The organism is Oerskovia douganii, from assembly GCF_015142735.1.
Lineage (GTDB): Bacteria > Actinomycetota > Actinomycetes > Actinomycetales > Cellulomonadaceae > Oerskovia > Oerskovia douganii.
Genome location: NZ_JACSPN010000007.1, coordinates 102,288 through 122,050, shown reverse-complemented (window position 1 = coordinate 122,050; position 19,763 = coordinate 102,288). Strand labels below are relative to the sequence as shown.

The following is a 19,763-nucleotide window of genomic DNA, read 5'->3' as shown; positions in this document are numbered from 1 at the left end:
TTTCCACAACCTGTGGGGATGCTCGGAAGCACTCCGGCTCTCTCGGGCCTGCTGCGCCGTCGGCGCACGCCAGGCGGTCTGGTGCCCCGGCCGGGCGCCCACGGTCCCATGACCAGGGTAGACGTATCGCCTGCTGCGCGACATATCATGACAGGCTCGGCGCTGAGTACCTGGGTTTGACCCGAGGGGGGTCCCCGGCGTAACGTCATACAGCCGTTCCAGGTACTTTCGCGCGCCCTCACGGGGGCGAATCCACGGACTGATCGTGGCGGGTACACGGGCGGCTGGGATGCAGAACTGCATCTCTTCCAGCTGTAGCACTGCATCGTCGAGGACATAGACGGTGTACCTCCCCGACGTTCTTGGAGTACCTCGTGAGCAAGCGGACTTTCCAGCCGAACAACCGGCGCCGTGCGAAGACCCACGGTTTCCGGCTGCGTATGCGCACCCGCGCCGGCCGCGCCATCCTGGCAGCCCGTCGTCGCAAGGGCCGCGCCGAGCTCTCTGCCTGACAGCAGGTGCTACCCGCGGCGCACCGCTTGCGCCGTTCCGTAGATTTTGAGCGGGCGGTGCGACGTGGCGTGCGCGCGGGACGATCGACCGTGGTGGTTCATCTCGCCCAGGATCCTGGGGGAGAAGAACCACCACAGGTCGGTTTTGTCGTATCCAAGGCCGTCGGCAACGCGGTTCACCGCAACCAGGTGAAGCGACGCCTGCGCGCTGCGTCCTCGGCGTACCTCGAAGCGCTGCCCCCACGGACACGGGTCGTCGTGCGAGCCCTCCCGGCCTCCGCCGACAGCGACTACTCCCGGCTCGAGCAGGACCTCGCGTCCTGCCTCGCGCGAGCAGTGGCCCAGTGGGACCGCCGGAGGGCCGAGCCGTGAGCGCGACCGCCCAGGTGGACCGCCCCGCGGTCGCCTCGCCCGGGTGGGGCGTGCGGTCGTGGCGGTTCGTCCGGCGAGTTCCGATGCTCGTGCTCGTGGGGCTCATCCGGGGATATCAGAGCGTGATCTCCCCGATGACCGGTCCCACCTGCAAGTACTACCCCTCGTGCTCGCAGTACGCGCTCGTCGCGATACGACGACACGGTGCGTTGCGCGGCGTACGGCTCGCCGTGTGGCGGCTGCTGAGATGCAATCCCTGGAGCAAGGGAGGCGTCGACGACGTCCCCGAGGCGCCGAGGAAGCACTCGCACTAGTCCTCCTGCCGGCGACGTCGGTCAGGACCCAGTTTGTTGAAGGTTAGGGAGTAGTACGGATGGACTTCTTCGCGTTCCTCGCGCCGATCGAGTGGGCGGTCGCGTGGATCATGTACCTGTGCCACCAGGGGCTCGTGTTCCTGGGCATGGGCGACGGACCGGGGCTCGGCTGGGTCTTCTCGATCGTCGGGCTCGTGATCATCATCCGTATCCTCCTGATCCCGCTGTTCTTCAAGCAGATCAAGGCCTCCCGCGGCATGCAGATGCTGCAGCCCGAGATGCAGGCGATCCAGAAGAAGTACAAGGGCAAGTCCGACCCGGCGTCCCGCGAGGCCATGAGCCGCGAGACCATGGAGCTCTACAAGAAGCACGGGACCAACCCGTTCGCCTCCTGCCTGCCGATCCTGCTGCAGTCGCCGATCTTCTTCGCCCTGTTCCGCGTGCTCAACGGCCTGGTGCCGATCTCCAACGGCGACGCCAAGGCGATCGGGCCGATCGACGCGAGCGTCGCGAGCGACATCGAGAGCTCATCGCTCTTCGGTGCGCACCTCTCGGACATCTTCCTCAAGACCGACGACGTGCAGGCGAAGATCGTCATCGGCGCCCTCATCGTCGCGATGTGCGCCACGACGTTCTTCACGCAGCGCCAGCTGACCATGAAGAACATGCCGAAGTCGGCGCTCGAGGGCCCCATGGCGTCGACGCAGAAGATGATGCTCTACGTCTTCCCGTTCATCTTCGCCGTCTCGGGCGTGAACTTCCCCGTCGGCGTCCTGGTCTACTGGACCACCACCAACCTCTGGTCCATGGGCCAGCAGTTCTACACGATCAAGCGCATGCCGGCCCCGGGATCCGAGGCCGAGCGCCTCATGAAGGAGCGCAAGGCACGCAAGGCGGCGGCCAAGGGCATCGTCGAAGATGCGGCCCCCGTCATCGAGCAGCCTCGCGGCCAGCGGCAGCAGCCCAAGCGCAAGGACCGCCGGAAGCCGGGCACGCCCCGCGTGATCACGGGAACCACCGTGCCCGCGGACCAGGTCGAGGACGCGCCCGTCACCGACGAGACCGACGGTCAGCCCAAGGGAACCGGCTCGGGTTCCTCGAAGCCGAAGAAGCCGAAGAAGTAGCCCCAGTCCTGTTCCGAGAGCACCGAGGATCCTTCCCGACCCGGGTTCTCCCGACCACCTCCAAGGAGTCAGCATGTCGTCGACCGACGCACCCGCTGCCGAAGACCAAGCGCCCGACGAGATGACGCGCCTCGAGGAAGAGGGCGAGGTTGCTGCTGACTACCTCGAGGAGTTCCTCGACATCGCAGACCTCGACGGGGACATCGACATCGACATCGACCACGGTCGTGCCGCGCTCGAGATCGTCGCCGACGAGCCCGCCTCGCTGCGCCACCTGGTCGGCAAGGAAGGGGAGGTCCTCGACGCGCTCCAGGAGCTCACCCGCCTCGCTGTCCAGGCCCGGACGGGCGAACGAAGCCGACTGATGCTCGACATCGCCGGTTTCCGGGCTCAGCGCAAGGTCGAGCTGACCGAGCTCGCGACCACGGCCATCGCGACCGTGCGCGAGTCGGGTGAAGAACTCTCGATGGAGCCTCTCAACGCTTTCGAGCGCAAGGTCGTGCACGACGTCGTCGCGGCCGCGGGGCTCACGAGCGACTCTCGGGGGACGGACCCCGAGCGATACGTCGTGATCCGGCCTGCAGACGCCTCCTGATCGTCCGCACCACAGACGGCCGCCTGATGTTTCACGTGAAACATCAGGCGGCCGTTTCTCTGTGCGACGGGGGAGCGGCGATTCCACGGGGGCGAGGGTGCTTCCGCGTGTGCGCGGGTGGGAAGATGACGGACGGCGCGCTACGCCGGGGAACGGGACTCGCTGAGCGCGATGCGGCACAGCGCCCCTGCGGGAGCCGCCGTCCGCAGCGTCCCTCTGAGCGATGGTGGCCCCGGTCGAGGGTCCCTGTCGCGCCCATCAGGTCCAGCGGGGGACTGGCGATGCTCGACGGTGCTGACGATGCTCGACGGTGCGTTGGGTGGGGACAGGGGCCGACAACCCGGGTCTCGTGACGACTGGGCGACCGGCGCTGTCCAGCGTCCGGCGTTGGCGCGCCCGGGCGCCGCGTCGTCAGTTCCGGGTCCTGTGCGCCGAGTGCCGATTGCCCTCCGCCGCGTGCGACGGTCCGCGTGCCACGGTCCGCGTGACGCGTGCAGGGCGCCAGGTCGAGCACAGCGGCAGTACCCATCGGTTGTCATCCGTGGTGTCTCACGAGGGAGCCGGGGCAGATGTCCGATGCCCGTTGAGCCGAGTGGTCGGCGGCCCGCACTCCCACCGACAGTGATGCACAGTCCAGGTCCGGGGGCTGGTTCGGCTCACGTGTCAGGCTGGTCTGTCCTCGGCGCGTTCCGTGGTGCCGCCGGGGTCGCGTCCCTGACGGACGCTGCCCAAGGGAGCGGTCACGGACCGGACGTCGGCACGGGAGGCAGATGCGAGTGATTGAACGAGACGGTCGTGGACGCGACGCAGTACCGGAGTGGGCATTCCGCCGCGTGGCCGCGAGACATGACACCATGGGGTGCCAGGCTGTCGGTGAGGAACCGACGTTTGCCGGTGAGTACTCGAGTATCGAAAGAGGAGTAGATGGCCAACGAGACGAGCGACGCTGCTGAGAGTGATGTTTCACGTGAAACACTCGCCGATTCGCCGGAGGTGAAGACCTACTTCGGCAGCGCGTACCCGCTTGTCGCTCGGTTCGCCGAGATGTTGCGCGATCAGGGCGAGCTCCGGGGGCTGATCGGTCCTCGCGAGGTCTCGCGCATCTGGGACCGGCACATCCTCAACTCTGCGGCGGTCGTCCAGTTCCTTCCTGAGACCGGCACCATCGCCGACATCGGATCTGGGGCCGGACTCCCGGGCATCGTGATCGCCGCGATGCGACCGGAGGCCGAGGTCCTGCTGATCGAACCGATGGAGCGCCGGTGCGTCTGGCTGTCCGAGGTGATCGAGGAACTCGGCCTGGCTAACGTCGAGGTGAAGCGCGGTCGTGCCGAGGAGTATCACGGCGCGTTCCAGTGCGAGGCCGTCACTTCGCGCGCGGTCGCTGCCTTGGAGAAGCTTGCCCGGATGTCGCTCCCGTTGGTGGAACGCGGGGGAGAGATGGTCGTGCTCAAGGGGCGCAACGTCACGCAGGAGATCGAGCCCGCGCGCAAGGTGCTTCGGAAGTACAAGACCGAGGAGCCGGAGATTCTGGAAGCGTTCAGCATCGAGGGCGTCGAGCCCACCACCGTGCTCCGCGTTCGGCGGACACCGGCCCAGTTCTGAGCGTTGCGTCCGGATCACGCCTCGCCCGCCTCGCTCGCCGAACCACCCGATGTCCAGCGGGACTGATCACACCACCAGTGGTGCGCAGCACATAGGGTGGCTCGGGGAAGTGGTGCGTCGACGCATGGTCTCGGGTAGCCAGAACCCCGGCACGACACGCGTTCGACGGTCCACGAATGAGGCTGCCACGGAGCGCATGCTGTAGTAGGTCAAGTGAGGGAGATGGGCGTGACGGAGAGTTCCGACCAGCAACAGGACGGTCCGGGCCAGGCGCAGGACAGGATGAGCCTGAGGGATGTTTCACGTGAAACCCCTGTCGACTCGGTGTCCTCGTCCCGCTTCGATCAGGACCGCCGGGAAGCCCTGATGGCGAGCCTTCCGGAGATGGACGAGGACACGCCGCTCGCCGCTCAGCTCACCATCGATGCGCGTCGTCGGATCGACCTTCAAGGGCGACGGTTCCCACGTCCGGCGTCGACGCGCGTCATCACGATCGCGAACCAGAAGGGCGGAGTCGGCAAGACGACCACCACGGTCAACTTGGCTGCCGGCCTGGCGCAGGCGGGTCTGAACGTGCTCGTGATCGACAACGACCCGCAGGGGAATGCCTCGACCGCGTTGGGGGTCGAGCATCGAGCAGGCACGCCCTCGGTCTACGAGGTGCTCGTGGACGGCGCACCCCTGTCCTCCGCGGTGCAGCAGTGCCCCGACCTCCCGAGCCTGTGGTGCGTACCGGCGACGATCGACCTGTCGGGCGCAGAGATCGAGCTCGTGTCCTTGGTTTCACGTGAAACACGGCTTCGCAAGGCTGTGGACGACTTCCTGGCCGAGCGCGTCCAACAGGGCCTCGAGCCCATCGACTACGTGCTGGTGGACTGCCCTCCGAGCCTGGGGCTGCTCACGGTCAACGCCTTCGTGGTGGGCCGCGAGGTGCTGATCCCCATCCAGTGCGAGTACTACGCACTGGAGGGACTCAGCCAGCTCCTCAAGACGATCGAGCTCATCAAGGCGCATCTGAATCCGCAGCTCCACGTCTCGACCATCTTGCTGACCATGTACGACGGTCGGACCAACCTGGCGCAACAGGTCGCCGCCGAGGTCCGCGAGCACTTCCCCGAACAGACTCTCAAGACGTCGATCCCTCGCTCGGTGCGGATCTCGGAAGCGCCGAGTCACGGTCAGAGCGTCATCACCTACGACCCGAGCTCCACGGGCGCCTTGGCCTATCTCGAAGCAGCGCGGGAGGTTGCCGACCGCGGTCGTCCTCAGCCTTTGTCTGTTCAACCCGTCGACGGAGCGTCTCGCAACGTCTCGCGGCAGAACTACCTCGCCGAGCGATGGGCAGTGCTGCCTAGCTATCAGGAGGATGCACGATGAGTGAGAAGCGCCGTGGACTCGGCCGTGGACTCGGGGCGTTGATCCCGACGAGTCCTGAGCGAGAGCGCCCCGTGGACGTGTTCTTCCCCTCGGCACCGCGGGTCGCCGAGGCAGGTGGTCAGCGGGTCGCCGTCGAAGCCGGGGGAGCGGAGCCAGCGGAGCCCGCCACCTCCGTACTCACGATCGAACGGCCGGAGGCGGACTCGCCGACCTCGCTGCCCGCGGACGTGGAGACGGAGCCTGTGGCGGCCTCCCCGAAGGATGCGGCGGGCCCGGGGAAGGACACGCAGGAACCGGAGGAGTCGACAGCAGAGGGGACGGACTCCACGGCTTCCGGTGAAGCGGAGGCCGATGTTTCACGTGAAACCCCGCAGTCGAGCAGCGAGGACGCGACACCGGCAGAGGACGGCCTCCTGCCGGTCCCTGGTGCGACCTTCGCCGAGCTGCCCGTCGGGCTGATCCGGCCGAACTCTCGACAGCCGCGCACGGTCTTCGACGAGGGTGAGCTCGACGAGCTCGTCGGTTCGATCCGCGAGATCGGGGTTCTTCAGCCGGTCGTGGTTCGCCGCGACCCCGAGAACGCCGGCGGGTACGAGCTCATCATGGGTGAGCGTCGGTGGAGGGCGACGCAGGCCGCCGGCCTCGACGTGATCCCCGCGATCATCCGCGAGACCGAGGACGCAGACCTGCTGCGCGACGCGCTCCTCGAGAACCTCCACCGCAGCGCCCTGAACCCCCTGGAGGAGGCGGCCGCGTATCGGCAGCTCCTCGACGACTTCGGGTGCACCCATGAGGAGCTCGGCAGCCGGATCTCCCGGAGCAGGTCGCAGATCTCCAACACCCTCCGTCTGCTGCGCCTTCCGCCGCTGGTCCAGCGACGGGTGGCCGCGGGAGTGCTGTCGGCGGGTCACGCTCGCGCCCTCCTGGGGCTGACCGACGGCGCGGAGATCGAACGCCTCGCACAGCGGATCGTGTCCGAGGGGCTCTCCGTGCGAGCCACCGAGGAGATCGTCGCTCTCGGGGGACTGGACGCCAAGCGCCCGGTCGAGCGGACGCCCCGTCCGGGGCAGCGCAGCGCAGCGATCGACGAGCTGGCCTCGCGTCTCTCCGACAGGTTCGAGACGCGCGTCAAGGTCGACCTGGGGAAGAACAAGGGGCGCCTGACGGTCGAGTTCGCGTCGGTCGAGGACCTCAACCGGATCCTCGATCTCATGGCCCCCCAGGATCCTGGCCTGTTGCGGCGGTAGCCGCCAGGCGTCACCAGCGTTTCACGTGAAACATCGGCCCCGATGAGCAGCTGCTCATCGGGGCCGATGTCGTACCAGGCCGAGGCTTCTACCGCGAGGCTGCCCGACGGTTGACGCCCTGCGTCACGATCGCCCGGTAGAGATCTCCGAGGTCACGGCCCGCCGCCTGCGCGGCCTGGGGGAAGAGCGACGTCTCGGTCATCCCAGGTGCGACGTTCACCTCGAGGAACTGGGCGTTCCCGTCAGCGTCGACGATGAGGTCCGTCCGGGACAGGCCTCGAAGGCCGAGCGCGACATGAGCACGGACGGCGACGTCCCCGACGTGGCGGGCGATCTCCGGCGTGAGTCGTGCGGGCGCGTAGTACCGGGTGCGGCCCGGGTTGTACCGTGCGTCGTAGTCGTACGTGCCGTCGGTGACGATCTCGACGGCGGGAAGCGCCTCGGGTCCGTCAGGTCCGTCCACCACGCTCACGGCGATCTCCGTGCCCTCGACGGCACGCTCGATGAGGGCGATGTCGCCGTAGGAGAAGCAGTCCACCATGGCGCGGGGGAGGTCCTCTGCGCGACGGACGAGCGTGACCCCCAGAGCGGAGCCCCCGCGGGTGGGCTTGACCACGAGAGGCAGGCCCAGACGCCCGACGACGGCGTCCAGCACCGGCTGCGCACCCAGCTCCCGGAAGAGGCTCTGGGGCAGCGTGACGTAGTCCGGGGTGTCGATGCCGGCGCCGAGCACGACGTTCTTCGCGATCGGCTTGTTCCAGGCCGCGCGCGACGCGCGGGGGCCGGTGCCGACGTAGTCGATGCCGAGCAGCTCCAGCACGTCGCCGATCGAGCCGTCCTCACCGCTCGCGCCGTGCAGGAGCGGCCAGACGACGTCGGGCTTGATCTCGTCGAGGAAGGGGAGGAGCGACGCGTCGACGTCGTGGACGAAGACCTCGATCCCCGTTCCCCGGAGGGCGTCAGCGACGCGGCGTCCGGAGCGCAGCGAGACCTCCCGCTCGTGCGACAACCCGCCAGCGAGCACGACGACCCGCTCGACGGGACGTCGGTCCGGTCCGGTGGTCCCCGTGTCGCCGTCGGGGGTCGGGAGGTCGGCCGAGACGTTCTCGGTGGCGTCCTCGGTGACGGTCAGTGATTCCGCAGCGGTGCCCACGGTCTTGGTCCTCTCGACGTTCAGCGGGGTTCTCGCACGAGCAGGGGTGGCGCTCACGCGAGGTTGGGGCCAGGGTTCTCGACGTCCGTCAGGTCCGGGTCCTGGGCCCCTGACGTCCCGAACAGGTCGACGAGGTCTCGCTCGGCGGAGACGACCCCGGCGAACCGGCGCACGCCCTCCCTGATGCGCTCCGGCGTCGGGAAGCAGTACGAGAGGCGCACATGGTCCGCCCCCGTGCCGTCGGCGTAGAACGCCGTGCCGGGGACGTAGGCAACGCGAGCGGTCACGGCCCGCGGAAGCATGGACCGTGCGTCGAGCCCGTCCGGAAGCTTCACCCAGGTGTAGAACCCGCCGTCGGGGACGTTCCAGGACGCCGACGGGAGGTACTCCGAGAGGGCGCCGATCATCGCGTCGCGTCGCTCGCGGTAGAGCTCACGGAACTGCTTGATCTGACCCTGCCAGTCGCAGGTCTCCAGGTACGTCGCGATCGCGAGCTGGGACGCGTTCGACGGGCACAGGATGGCCGACTCGCTGGCCAGCACGAGCTTCTCGCGGACCGCGTGCGGCGCGACGACCCACCCGACCCGGTAGCCCGGCGCGAACGTCTTGGAGAACGAGCCCAGGTAGAGCACGCCCTGGTCGTCGAGCGACCGCATGGCCGGCAGCGGGTCGCCGTCGAACCCCAGCAGGCCGTAGGGGTTGTCCTCGATCACGAGGACCCCGAACCGCTGCGCGATCTCGAGGATGCGGGGGCGCCGCTCGGCCGAGAGCGTCACACCGGCAGGATTGTGGAAGTTGGGCACGGTGTACAGGAGCTTGACGCGGCGGCCCTCGGCAGCGAGCCGCGTCAGCGTCTCCTCGAGAGCCTCCGGGACCAGCCCGTGCTCGTCGAGCGGGACGTGGACGATGTCGGCCTGGTAGGACCGGAAGACACCGAGCGCCCCGACGTAGCTGGGAGCCTCCGCGACGATGACGTCGCCGGGGTCGATGAAGATCCGCGTCACGAGGTCGAGCGCCTGCTGGGATCCGGTCGTGACCACGACGTCGTCCGGGTGGCAGTCGATGCCCTCGAGTCGCACGACGTCGACGATCTTCTCGCGCAGCGACTCGTCTCCCTGACCCGAGCCGTACTGCAGGACCGTGGTCCCGCGCGTCGCGACGAGCTTCTGCATGGCGGCGGCGATGACGTCGAGCGGGAGTCCTTCGAGGTAGGGCATGCCGCCGGCGAGCGAGACGACCTCGGGGCGATTCGCGACCGCGAACAGGGCGCGAATCTCCGACGCTCGCATCCCGTGCGCTCGTTCGGCGTAGGCGCCGAACCAGGGGTCGAGGCGGGTGCCGCCTGAAGCGGCAGACTGAGCGGGGTGCGTCGGTGTCGTGCTCACGATCCCCAGTCTCGCACGACGGATCGGGGGAAACAGTGAAGGGGCCGCTCCCCGGACGGCGGCCGGCCCGTGCCGTCCGGCCTGGCTCCGACGACGAAGGGCGGCCGGTCCGACGAGACCGGCCGCCCCAGGGCGTGCTGCGTGTCGCGAGCCGCGACGGTGGATCAGGCGATCAGCGCGTCGATCTCCTCGGCGAGGATGCGCTTGGGACGACCACCGACGATGGACTTCACGAGCTCGCCGCCCGAGTAGAAGTTGAGCGTCGGGATCGAGACCACGCCGTAGGCCGCAGTGATCGCGGGGTTCTCGTCGGAGTCGAGCTTCGCGATCTTGACCTTGCCGGCGTACTCACCGGCGAGCTCCTCGAGGATCGGGGCGATCTGGAGGCACGGACCGCACCAGGTCGCCCAGAAGTCCACGATGACGGGGATGTCGGACTCGAGGACCTCGGTCTTGAACGTGTCGTCGGTGACCTTGACGGTGTTGGTCATCGGATCTCCTCCAGTGCGCGGGGCAGCTCCTCCGGTGCGGGGGAGTCGGGGGTGCCGGCGATCTCCGGCAGTCCCTTCTCGGTCTCGACCGCATCGACGAGCTCGGTCAGGTAACGCTGGGCGTCGAGAGCCGCGGAGCAGCCCGAGCCGGCGGCCGTGATGGCCTGGCGGTACGTGTGGTCCACGGCGTCGCCGCACGCGAACACGCCCTCCAGGTTGGTCGCGGTGGTGCGCCCGAGGACCTTGATGTAGCCCTCGTCGTCCAGGTCGACCTGCCCCTTGACGAGCTCCGAGCGAGGGTCGTGCCCGATCGCGACGAACAGGCCCGTCGCGTCGATCGAACGCTCCTCGCCCGTGACCGTGTCGCGCAGCGTCAGGGACTCAACCTTGTTCTCGCCGTGGATCCCGACGACCTCGCTGTTCCAGGCGAACTCGATCTTGGGGTCGGCCTTGGCACGGTCGGCCATGATCTTGGAGGCGCGCAGCTCGTCACGGCGGTGCACCATCGTCACCTTGGACGCGAAGCGGGTCAGGAACGTGGCCTCCTCGACGGCCGAGTCCCCGCCGCCGACGACCACGATGTGCTGGTCGCGGAAGAAGAACCCGTCGCACGTCGCACACCAGGAGACACCGCGGCCGGACAGGCGCTTCTCGTCCTCCAGGCCCAGCTCGCGGTACGCCGAGCCGGTCGCCAGGATCACGGCGCGTGCCGTGTAGGTCTCACCGTTCCCGGTGACCACGGTCTTGACGGGACCGTCGAGCTGCAGCTCGATCGCGTCGTCCCACTCGACCTGCGCACCGAAGCGCTCGGCCTGCTTCTGCAGGTTCTCCATGAGCTCGGGGCCCATGATCCCGTCGGGGAAGCCGGGGAAGTTCTCGACCTCGGTCGTGTTCATCAGCGCGCCACCCGCGGTGATCGAACCCGCCAGGACCAGGGGCTCGAGGCCTGCGCGAGCGGCGTACACGGCGGCCGTGTACCCGGCGGGGCCCGAACCCACGATGATGACGTTCCGCGGCGCGGTCGTGGGGGTCTGTTCCGTCACGTGTACTCCTCAGTGGTGGGTGGTGCACCGGGTCCAACGCCACGAGGCGTCGTTCTGTTCCGGTGGCACCGGCGGCAGGATGGCTTCAGGACGTTCGGCCGCACCGGGTGGCTGCGCCGACCAGGGCGCAGCCGCCCGGGTCAGTAGACCGTGACCTCGTTGAGCTCGACGCGGAAGAACCCGTCCGAGGTCGGCGGGAGCTCCGTGAACATGAGGACGAAGGTGGTGCCCTCGGTCGTGGGGTCGAGCTCCAGCTCGACCGTGCCCGACAGGTCGGAGGACGCGAGAACCTCGTCGCCGGCCTTCCCGTCGTCGGTGACCGCGCGGACCTCGACGTGACCACCGGTGTTGTTCGTGCTCAGCACGATGCGCTGCACCGTGGCGGGCTCCTCGAGCGTCACGGTGTAGCCCGTCCGGGACTTCTGGCGACCGAAGTCGGCAGACTTGTACGAGTACGTGAACCAGTACGTGGAGTCGTCCCCGTCGATCGCGCGCGGGACCGCCTCGGGCTTCTCACCGACGTCGTTCGGGTCGGTCACGTCGGGGTCGAGGAGCCCACCCGAGGCGATCGCGAGGGGCTCGGTGTTCACGACCACCTCGTCGCCGTCGTCGTCCCCGGAGGCGTCCGGGGACGTCCCCGAGCCCTCGGAGGTCGTCCCGCCCTGGCCGGCGTTCGGCGTCACGACGGGGTCGAAGCCCTGCAGCCCGATCTTCACGCCCCAGACCACGGCGACGACGACCAGGAGCAGCACGATGGGCATCACGACCCAGGTGGTCCGGACCCCGCGCTTCTTGGCGCTCGTCGTGGCGAAGGGACCCGTGCGGGGAGCGCCCTCCGCGGCGGCGGCCGTGGGCTGCGCCGGGGGCGGCGGCACGGGGAGGGGCGGCGGCGCGGTGGGGTACTGCCCGGTGGGTGCAGCGTGCGTCGGGTAGGAGCCCGTGACCGGTGCGGTCGGGACCACGGGCGCAGCCGCGTAGGCCGGGGCCGGGTCGGCGTACGTGGGGGCGGGGTAGCTTGCCCCGTCGGGCAGGGCCGAGGCACCGGTCAGGGGGACGCGGTGGATCCGCCCCGTGGTCGGGCGATGGAACGGGACGGCGGGCGGCGGCGTCCCCGGCGGGGTCGACAGCGGGACGTCGAACGCGTTCCGGATGGACTGGCGGCTGACCCGGTTCGCGGCGGGCGGTGCGGGCGGCGGTTGGACGAACGTCGGCAGCGCAGCGACCACGGACAGCGCGCCCCAGGGCTCGAGCGCGCTGACCAGGTCCGCGGGGGACGAGGGGGGCGCGTTCAGGCTGTCGAACTCCTGGGTGTCGTCGTTCGTCGTGGACGAGCCGCTCGTCGCGGACGACGAGCGTGGCTCCTCGTCGGCGAGCACCGCGGCGCACAGGTCCGACAGGTCGGTGGGCGCGCCGGGGACGAGCGTCGCGAGCGGGACGATGCCGGAGGCGTCGCGCTGCGCGGGCAGCGGGTGGACGGAGTCCGGGCTGATCCACGGGACGTCGAGGCTGGGGCCGGCCCAGCGCGCCGTCATGGCGTAGTACAGGAGCGCGACGAGACCGACGGTGTCCGTGCGTGAGGTCTTCTCGGCGTCGTGCTGGTCCTGCCCGCTGATGCCCGCGTCGAGGCCGAGGCCCGTCACGACGACGCGGTCGCCGTCGACCCGGAGGGCCTCCGGGCGCAGTGCCAGGTGGTGGACGCCGCGTCGTCGGGCGACCTCGAGCGCCGCCGCCGCCTCGCCGACGATGGCGCGGGCCTGCTGGGCGTCCACGATCCCGCCCGCGACGACCTCGGACAGCGTGATGCCCGCAAAAGGCTCGGTGATGACGTACGCGACACCGTCGTCGGTGCCGACGTCCAGGACGCGGGTCAGGCGCGGGTCGGCGACCAGCGCAGCGCGCCGCGCCGAGTCGATGGCCTCCGCGACGTGCTCACCGGTGACGAGCGAGACGCGCACGGTACGGTTCAGCACCGAGTCGTGCGCGGACCAGGCGGTGACGTCGACCAGGTCGCTCGCCAGCCGTTCGGCCAGCAGGTAGCGCCCCACCAGTGTCGTGCCGGGTCCTGCTGTGGTCACCTGCCCACCTCGAACTTCCTTGCCGTCGACATCTTCCCCCCACATGGTACGGGCGTCCTCTATCTCGGGGCCGGGCGTCGCCGCCCGAGCTTGCGGAGCAGCGGGTCGGCGAGCTGGTCGAGCTCGCGGACGCGCATGACCTTGAGACCGCCGATGTACACGGCGGTCATGACGATCCCGACGACTGTAGTGACCAGGGCGGCACGGAGCCACGAGAGTCCGTACAGGTCGCCGAAGAGCTGGAGGACCCCCCAGCCGGCTGCGGCGCTGAGCCCCGCGGCGAGGACGGTCTTGACGTGCATCCGGACGATCCGGAAACCGTCGAGCCCGTGGAGCTTGCGACGCAGCCCCGCGGTCCGCAGCAGGACCGCGACGACGTTCGAGATCGACATGGCCGCGCCGACCCCGACGACCCACCAGACAGGGTCGAGGGTGCGCGTCGCGAGCCACGCGACGCCGACGAGGGCGATCGTCGCGGGGACCTGGATCCAGAAGACGGTCCGGCCGTCCTCGTACGCGTAGTAGACCCACTTCATGAGGACCATGCCGCCGAGCGGGACCAGGCCGAAGGCCATCGCGACGAGGATCTGGCTGACCGCCACGGCGCTCGAGGGTGTGACGTTGATGAGCAGGAGCTTGGTGATCGGGAGGGCGAGGATCGCGAACACCGCGGTCGCGAACACCGTGAACACGCCCACCGTCCGCACACCGCGTGAGAGGTCGTGCCGGACGCGGGCGTAGTCGCCCGCTCCCGCAGCGGCGCTCATCCCCGTGAACAGGGCCGTCGCGATCGACACGGTGACGAGAGAGTGGGGCAGCAGGTAGATCATGAGCGCCTGCGTGTAGGCCGCGTTCCCCGCGACCGCGAAGACCTCGGGTGCCCCGGTCACGACCCCGGTCACGATGCCGCTCGCGATCGGGTCGCCCTCGTACGCCCCGAACGTCTCGCGGAGCGCGGCGGCGGGGGCGCTCGACGCGAACTGCGTGGTGAACAGGACGCCGACCTGCTCGAGGATGACGGCGCCGAACGTCCAGATCGCGACCTGCCCGGCGGAGCGCAGCCCGATGCCGCGCAGGCCGAGACGGAAGTGCCACCGGAAGCCGGAGCGCCACAGCGGCACGAGCAGGATGAGCGCCTGCGCGGCGACGCCGAGGGTCGCCGTGCCGGCGAGCACTGCGATCTTGGCGCCGTCCCAGGTGCCGAGGTCGTCGGCCGCTCCCGTGGCGTAGGGCCCGTAGATCGCGATGAAGGCGCCGAACCCGACGATCGAGACGACGTTGTTGACGACCGGGGCCCACATGAACGGCCCGAACTGGCCGCGCGCGTTGAGGACCTGCCCGAGCAGGGTGTAGAGCCCGTAGAAGAAGAGCTGGGGTGTGCACCAGAACGCGAACGCGACCGCGAGGGAGAACTGGGCAGAGCCCCAGCCGTCCGTGTAGAGCGACACGATCACGGCAGCGCCCGCGGTGAGGACGAGGCTCAGCCCGAGGATCAGGGTCCCGGACAGCGTCAGCAGCTTGTCGAGGCGTTCCTGCGGGTTCTTGGAGCGGTACGCGCGGACGATCTGCGGGACGAGGACGGCGTTGAGCACACCCCCGGCGAGGATCGCGAACAGCACGTTGGGGATCTTGTTGGCGACGTCGAACGCGTCCGCGGCCAGACCGGTCGTCCCGATCGCGGTCACGAGCAGGACGTTGCGGACCAGTCCGAGCACGCGTGAGACGGCGGTGCCGGAAGCCATGAGGGCCGAGCTCCGCCCCAGGCTGCTCGTCGCCCGCGCCGGGGTGGGTGCGTCGGCGGTGGTGGCGGACCCGTCCTCTGCGGGAGCGGTGCCGGACGGCACGGCGGGCGTGCCGTCGTCGGGTCGGTCGCGGCGCGTGCGCGCGGCTCCCGCTGGGCGTACGTGCTTCACCCGGCGTCGCCCCTCGTCGTGCCCGACGGCGCGGCCGCACCCCGGGCGGTCGGCACGCCTGCGGCGGGCGTCAGCTCGGCGACACGGCGCGGCGAACGGCCGCGACGGATCGTGCGCCAGATCCCGCCGATCAGCAGGAGCGCGACGAGCCCGGCGAAGATCGCCGTCCCCGTGTTCTCCCACTCGGCGCGAACCTGCACCACGAACTCCGAGGGCGGGGACACGACCGTGCCCGCCGGGACGCTGAGCAGCTCGACCTCGACGCTCACGTCACCGCTGCCGATCGCCTGGACCGGCACCTTGAAGTCCGTCTCGGTCCCCGGCGCGACCGTCCCCACGGGGAAGGAGACGACCTTGAGGAGCCCGCTGTCGGGTCGGAGCGCGACCTGCACGGTGACGGGCTGGTCCAGGGTGTTGCGGACCCAGACGGGAAGGTTGCCCGACGTGTTGATGAGGGTGACGTCCAAGCCGCGCGGGACGATCGACACCGCGGACCGGATCACCGCGGCGTCCTGGACGGCCGTGCCGACGGCCTTCCTGCGGTCGTCGGGGCGGTTCCGGTAGGCGACCGCGGTGGGGACCACGAGCGCGGGCTCGGCGCTCTGGACGATGGGCGCCGGGTCCGTGGCGATCGTCGCGAACGTCGCGACCTGGGTCCGGGCCCGCTGGAGGGCGTCCATCTCGGACGCGGGCAGGGTGTCCTCGTCGGTCGACGACTCGGGCAGGGCCGTCCGTGGGACGTCCGGGACCGGGGAGTCGAGGAGGTCCTGGACGGGGGCGACGTCGACCCACGGCACGGTACCCAGGGTGTCGAGGACCGTCGCGAGCGCGCCCGGGTCCGGGTCCCACGACCGCGGGAGGGCGATGAGGACGTGGCGCGAGTCGGTCGGTCGTTCGGACGCGACGACGGCCGTCTCGGCGAGCAGCCGCTGCAGGCCGTCGGCCGTGGACGGCTCCTCGGCGCCGGGCTCGAAGCGGGTCGCGTCGACGAGGACCTGGCCGAGGGTGTCGTCCGCGACGAGCGCCGTCGCCGGACCGGCGTCGGTCTGCACGGTGGCGAGCGCGGTCGGGGTGTAGCTCACCGAGGTCTCGGGGGTGAGCCCGTCTCCCCGGACGACCACCAGGGGTGAGCCCGACTGGACGCTCGTGCGCACGGTCGCGAGGTCGGGGACGTCGTCGGCCGGGTAGGTGAGGTCGGTCCGCCACGCGGGGTCGGTCGCGACGGCCCCCGGCAGGGGGATCGTGGGGGCAGGGAGGAGCGCGCCCACCTGGGCGTAGGCCGCGGCGTCGGGGTCGTAGGGGCGCAGGCCGAAGACGGTCCGCCCGGCGGTCCCGTCGTGCAGCTGCGCTGCCCACGCGACGGAGTCGGCGTCCGACGACGTCTCCGCGGCAGCGACGAGGGCCGGGTCGACGGCCCACGAGATCACGGGGTCTCCCGCGGTGGCGGCCAGGAGGCGGCTCAGCCGCTGGTCGGGCCGGAGCGCCTCGTCCACCGCCCGGACGTCGACCGTCGACTGGATCTCGGTGCCGGTGTCGGCCGTGCTCTCCAGGAGGCCCAGGGCGGGCCCCGTGACGGGCGCGACGACGCTGACGCGGACGGGCAGCGGGGCCTGCGACTCCTCCCACAGGAAGAACGAGCGCAGGACGTCGAGGCGCTCGCCGCCGTCGGTCACGGTGACGGAGAGCGGGCGGGGACCCCAGCTCGAGCCGGGCTCGAGGTTGAAGTCGTCGGCGGCGACCGTGAACGTGACCGTGGCGTCGCGGCCCGGGCCGAGAGGGTCGAGGTCTTCGACGGCCATGCGCTCGGCGGACTGCTGCGAGGTGGGTGCGTCGGCCCAGGCCTCGAGCGCGGACCGGCTCGTCATGGTGCGCCAGCTGACCCCGAGGGTCGCCTGGGGGTCGTCGATCGTCTCGTCGGTGCCGTTGTGGACCTTCACGGCGACCGTGACCGTGTCGCCGGGCCGGACCGTGGTCGGGGTCATCGACACGAGGGTCGTCGTCACCGCCCCGGTGGACCCGGCCGTGTGGGTGTCCGTCGAGGTGCCGGTCGAGACCGGCGTCGCGGTCGGTGCCGTGGCGAGAGCCGTCGAGGGCACGACGGAGAGGCCGAGCAGGAGCAGCGCGGCCAGGAGACCGCGGGCAGGCCTGCCCGCGGACGAGAAGGGTCTGCGCGGTGCCGGACGGCGGGTCGGCGTGCGGGGCGCGCCGCCGGAGAAGTGGGAGCTCATGGAAGGTCGGTCGGGTTCCGTGGGTCGTCGGGTGCCGGCCGGCTGGTACGGACGACGGTGCGAGTCACGGTACCCCGGAAGCGGGCGCCCGTGCGTCGTCCTCGCAGGACGTCGTGGGCGACGGCCGCGAGGCGCCGTTCGTTGGGGTAGGACAGGCGGTCGGAGAGGTCCTCGAAGGGGATCCAGGCCACGTCCTCGGCCTCGCCGTCGGGGTCGCCCTCGACCGTGAGGTGACCGCCGGTCGCCCGGAGGAGGAAGTGGTGGACGACCTTGTGGACGCGGCGGTCCTCGCCGGTGAACCAGTAGTCGATGATGCCGAGCGGGACCTGGACGACGCCCGTGATCCCGGTCTCCTCCGCGATCTCGCGGACGGCCGCCTCCTCCGGGGTCTCCTCGCCCTCGAGGTGCCCCTTGGGCAGGCACCACTCGAGCCGACCGCCGCGGTTGCGCCGCGCGATGACCGCGGCCCGGTAGAGCCCTTCGAAGGTGTCGACGACCAGCCCACCTGCGGAGATCTCCTCGACGACGGGCAGCGGCGCGGTCGGGGCGGGCGACGGGTCGGGGGGCCGCGCGGTGTCCGGGTCGATCCGCAGCGCGTGCCCACCGGGCGGCGCTGGTACACCGCGATGGTCCGGAGAGTGCGCTGGGGTGGACATGACCCAACATTACCGAGTGTGGAGTCCCGGCCTGATCTGGCACGCTTGGATGTCGTGCCCACTCCTTCCCAGAACTCTCCCGTCCCCGATCCTCTCGCGCTGCCCGCCGAGGGGTCCCGCGGGGTGCCGACGACGCCCGAGCAGCTCGAGCTGCTGCGCCGTGCGCTCGCGGTCCTGACCGAGATGGCCCCGGCCGCGATCGAGCTGGGTGAGCTGTTCCGTGAGGCCGGCCACGAGCTGGCGCTGGTCGGCGGCCCGGTCCGCGACGCGTTCCTGGGGCGCGCGAGCAACGACCTCGACTTCGCGACGTCGGCCGACCCGGACCAGACGCAGGCCCTGCTCGCGGCGTGGGGGGACGCGCACTGGGACATCGGCAAGGAGTTCGGCACGATCGGTGCCAAGCGTTTCGCGCCCAAGGGCAGCCCGCGGGGCACGGGGGAGCTGGTGGTCGAGGTCACGACCTACCGGACGGACGAGTACGACCCGGCGTCGCGCAAGCCGCTCGTGGCGTTCGGCGACACCCTGGTCGGCGACCTGTCGCGACGTGACTTCACGGTCAACGCGATGGCGGTCCGGGTCCCGGAGATGCTGTTCGTGGACCCGCACGACGGCCTCGCGGACCTCGCGCTGGGTGTCCTGCGCACCCCGATCGCCCCCGAGCGCTCGTTCGACGACGACCCGCTGCGCATGATGCGGGCGGCGCGCTTCGCCGCCCAGCTCGGGTTCGACGTCGAGCCCGCGACCCGTGCGGCGATCGTCGACATGGCCGCACGCATCGAGATCGTCTCCGCCGAGCGGGTGCGCGACGAGCTGACGAAGCTCCTGCTGTCCGACGCCCCGCGCAAGGGCCTCGAGGTCCTCGTCGACACGGGCCTGGCGGACCACGTCCTGCCCGAGCTCCCGGCGCTGCGCCTCGAGATCGACGAGCACCACCGGCACAAGGACGTCTACCAGCACTCGCTGACCGTCCTGGAGCAGGCGATCGCCCAGGAGACCGGGCCCGACGGCGCGGTCCCCGGCCCGGACCTCGTCCTCCGTCTCGCGTCGCTCCTGCACGACATCGGCAAGCCGGCCACGCGCCGGTTCGAGCCCGGCGGCGGCGTGAGCTTCCACCACCACGAGGTCGTCGGGGCCAAGCTCACCGCGAAGCGGCTCAAGGCGCTGCGCTTCGACAAGGACACCGTCAAGCAGGTGTCCCGCCTCGTCGAGCTGCACCTGCGCTTCCACGGCTACGGCGAGGGGGAGTGGACCGACTCCGCCGTGCGCCGCTACGTGACCGACGCCGGGCCGCTCCTGGAACGCCTGCACCGCCTGACCCGCGCGGACTCGACGACGCGCAACAAGCGCAAGGCGCAGCGGCTCTCCGACGCCTACACGGACCTCGAGCAGCGCATCGAGCGGCTCCGTGGCGAGGAGGAGCTGGCGTCGATCCGTCCCGACCTCGACGGGCAGCAGATCATGGCGATCCTGGGCATCCCGCCGGGCCCGGAGGTCGGGCAGGCCTACAAGTTCCTCCTGGAGCTGCGTCTCGACCGGGGGCCCCTCGGTGAGGACGCGGCACGCGAGGAGCTGTTGACGTGGTGGGCAGCGCGCGAGGCGTGACCGACCAGGGGTCGTGACCACGGACCCCGCACGGCGTCCCGACGCGCGAAGGGCGGGCACCCACGGTGCCC

General features: G+C 70.5%; 17 protein-coding genes. 9 read left to right on the top strand and 8 right to left on the bottom strand.

Going from position 1 to position 19,763, the window contains the following annotated elements; translation table 11 throughout:
* Positions 1–374 precede the first annotated feature (374 nt).
* The 8 genes from rpmH to H9623_RS07750 all read left to right on the top strand — a co-directional run bounded on the left by rpmH (position 375) and on the right by H9623_RS07750 (position 7,146).
* The gene (rpmH, locus tag H9623_RS07785; protein ID WP_010849920.1) at positions 375–512 is read left to right on the top strand and encodes a 50S ribosomal protein L34; all 138 of its coding nucleotides are present in this window, start codon (positions 375–377) and stop codon (positions 510–512) included.
* A gap of 6 nt (positions 513–518) precedes the next feature.
* Positions 519–884: a ribonuclease P protein component gene (gene rnpA, locus H9623_RS07780; RefSeq protein WP_193719484.1), complete on the top strand. Its 366-nt coding sequence runs from the start codon at positions 519–521 to the stop codon at positions 882–884.
* Between the two features lie 83 nt (positions 885–967).
* Entirely contained in the window at positions 968–1,198 is a 231-nt protein-coding gene (gene yidD / locus H9623_RS07775) for a membrane protein insertion efficiency factor YidD (RefSeq protein ID WP_193719524.1), read from the top strand.
* 59 nt (positions 1,199–1,257) lie between these two features.
* On the top strand, positions 1,258–2,322 hold the full coding sequence (yidC, locus tag H9623_RS07770) for a membrane protein insertase YidC (protein ID WP_193719483.1): 1,065 nt from the start codon (positions 1,258–1,260) through the stop codon (positions 2,320–2,322).
* Positions 2,323–2,395: 73 nt separating this feature from the next.
* Positions 2,396–2,917: a Jag family protein gene (locus H9623_RS07765; RefSeq protein ID WP_193719482.1), complete on the top strand. Its 522-nt coding sequence runs from the start codon at positions 2,396–2,398 to the stop codon at positions 2,915–2,917.
* A 924-nt stretch (positions 2,918–3,841) separates the two neighbouring features.
* Entirely contained in the window at positions 3,842–4,522 is a 681-nt protein-coding gene (gene rsmG / locus H9623_RS07760) for a 16S rRNA (guanine(527)-N(7))-methyltransferase RsmG (RefSeq protein WP_193719481.1), read from the top strand.
* Positions 4,523–4,888: 366 nt separating this feature from the next.
* On the top strand, positions 4,889–5,899 hold the full coding sequence (locus H9623_RS07755; RefSeq protein WP_407671866.1) for a ParA family protein: 1,011 nt from the start codon (positions 4,889–4,891) through the stop codon (positions 5,897–5,899).
* A complete protein-coding gene (locus H9623_RS07750) occupies positions 5,896–7,146 on the top strand; it encodes a ParB/RepB/Spo0J family partition protein (protein ID WP_193719480.1) in 1,251 nt (416 codons plus the stop codon). The genes H9623_RS07755 and H9623_RS07750 overlap by 4 nt, the downstream gene beginning before the upstream one ends.
* A gap of 88 nt (positions 7,147–7,234) precedes the next feature.
* Here H9623_RS07750 and H9623_RS07745 read toward each other — a convergent pair whose 3' ends face one another.
* The 8 genes from H9623_RS07745 to H9623_RS07710 form a co-directional block, all read right to left on the bottom strand.
* Positions 7,235–8,299, bottom strand: a complete 1,065-nt coding sequence (locus tag H9623_RS07745; protein ID WP_321575339.1) for a D-alanine--D-alanine ligase family protein — start codon at positions 8,297–8,299, stop codon at positions 7,235–7,237.
* A 53-nt stretch (positions 8,300–8,352) separates the two neighbouring features.
* Positions 8,353–9,684 (bottom strand): aminotransferase-like domain-containing protein, encoded by a 1,332-nt coding sequence (locus tag H9623_RS07740; protein WP_321575338.1) that lies wholly within the window; start codon positions 9,682–9,684, stop codon positions 8,353–8,355.
* A gap of 164 nt (positions 9,685–9,848) precedes the next feature.
* A complete protein-coding gene (gene trxA / locus H9623_RS07735) occupies positions 9,849–10,175 on the bottom strand; it encodes a thioredoxin (protein ID WP_193719479.1) in 327 nt (108 codons plus the stop codon).
* A complete protein-coding gene (trxB, locus tag H9623_RS07730) occupies positions 10,172–11,218 on the bottom strand; it encodes a thioredoxin-disulfide reductase (protein ID WP_193719478.1) in 1,047 nt (348 codons plus the stop codon). The genes trxA and trxB overlap by 4 nt, the downstream gene beginning before the upstream one ends.
* Before the next feature lie 140 nt (positions 11,219–11,358).
* Positions 11,359–13,293: a protein kinase family protein gene (locus tag H9623_RS07725; RefSeq protein ID WP_193719477.1), complete on the bottom strand. Its 1,935-nt coding sequence runs from the start codon at positions 13,291–13,293 to the stop codon at positions 11,359–11,361.
* 59 nt (positions 13,294–13,352) lie between these two features.
* Positions 13,353–15,206 carry a murein biosynthesis integral membrane protein MurJ gene (gene murJ, locus H9623_RS07720; RefSeq protein WP_321575337.1) on the bottom strand — a complete coding sequence of 618 codons (1,854 nt, stop codon included), beginning with the start codon at positions 15,204–15,206 and terminating at the stop codon, positions 13,353–13,355.
* The gene (locus tag H9623_RS07715; RefSeq protein WP_193719476.1) at positions 15,203–17,434 is read right to left on the bottom strand and encodes a DUF6049 family protein; all 2,232 of its coding nucleotides are present in this window, start codon (positions 17,432–17,434) and stop codon (positions 15,203–15,205) included. The genes murJ and H9623_RS07715 overlap by 4 nt, the downstream gene beginning before the upstream one ends.
* Positions 17,431–18,090: an NUDIX hydrolase gene (locus H9623_RS07710; protein WP_193719475.1), complete on the bottom strand. Its 660-nt coding sequence runs from the start codon at positions 18,088–18,090 to the stop codon at positions 17,431–17,433. The genes H9623_RS07715 and H9623_RS07710 overlap by 4 nt, the downstream gene beginning before the upstream one ends.
* A gap of 123 nt (positions 18,091–18,213) precedes the next feature.
* Here H9623_RS07710 and H9623_RS07705 point away from each other — a divergent pair, with 123 nt between their 5' ends.
* Positions 18,214–19,692: a CCA tRNA nucleotidyltransferase gene (locus H9623_RS07705; protein WP_456093951.1), complete on the top strand. Its 1,479-nt coding sequence runs from the start codon at positions 18,214–18,216 to the stop codon at positions 19,690–19,692.
* Positions 19,693–19,763: the final 71 nt, after the last annotated feature.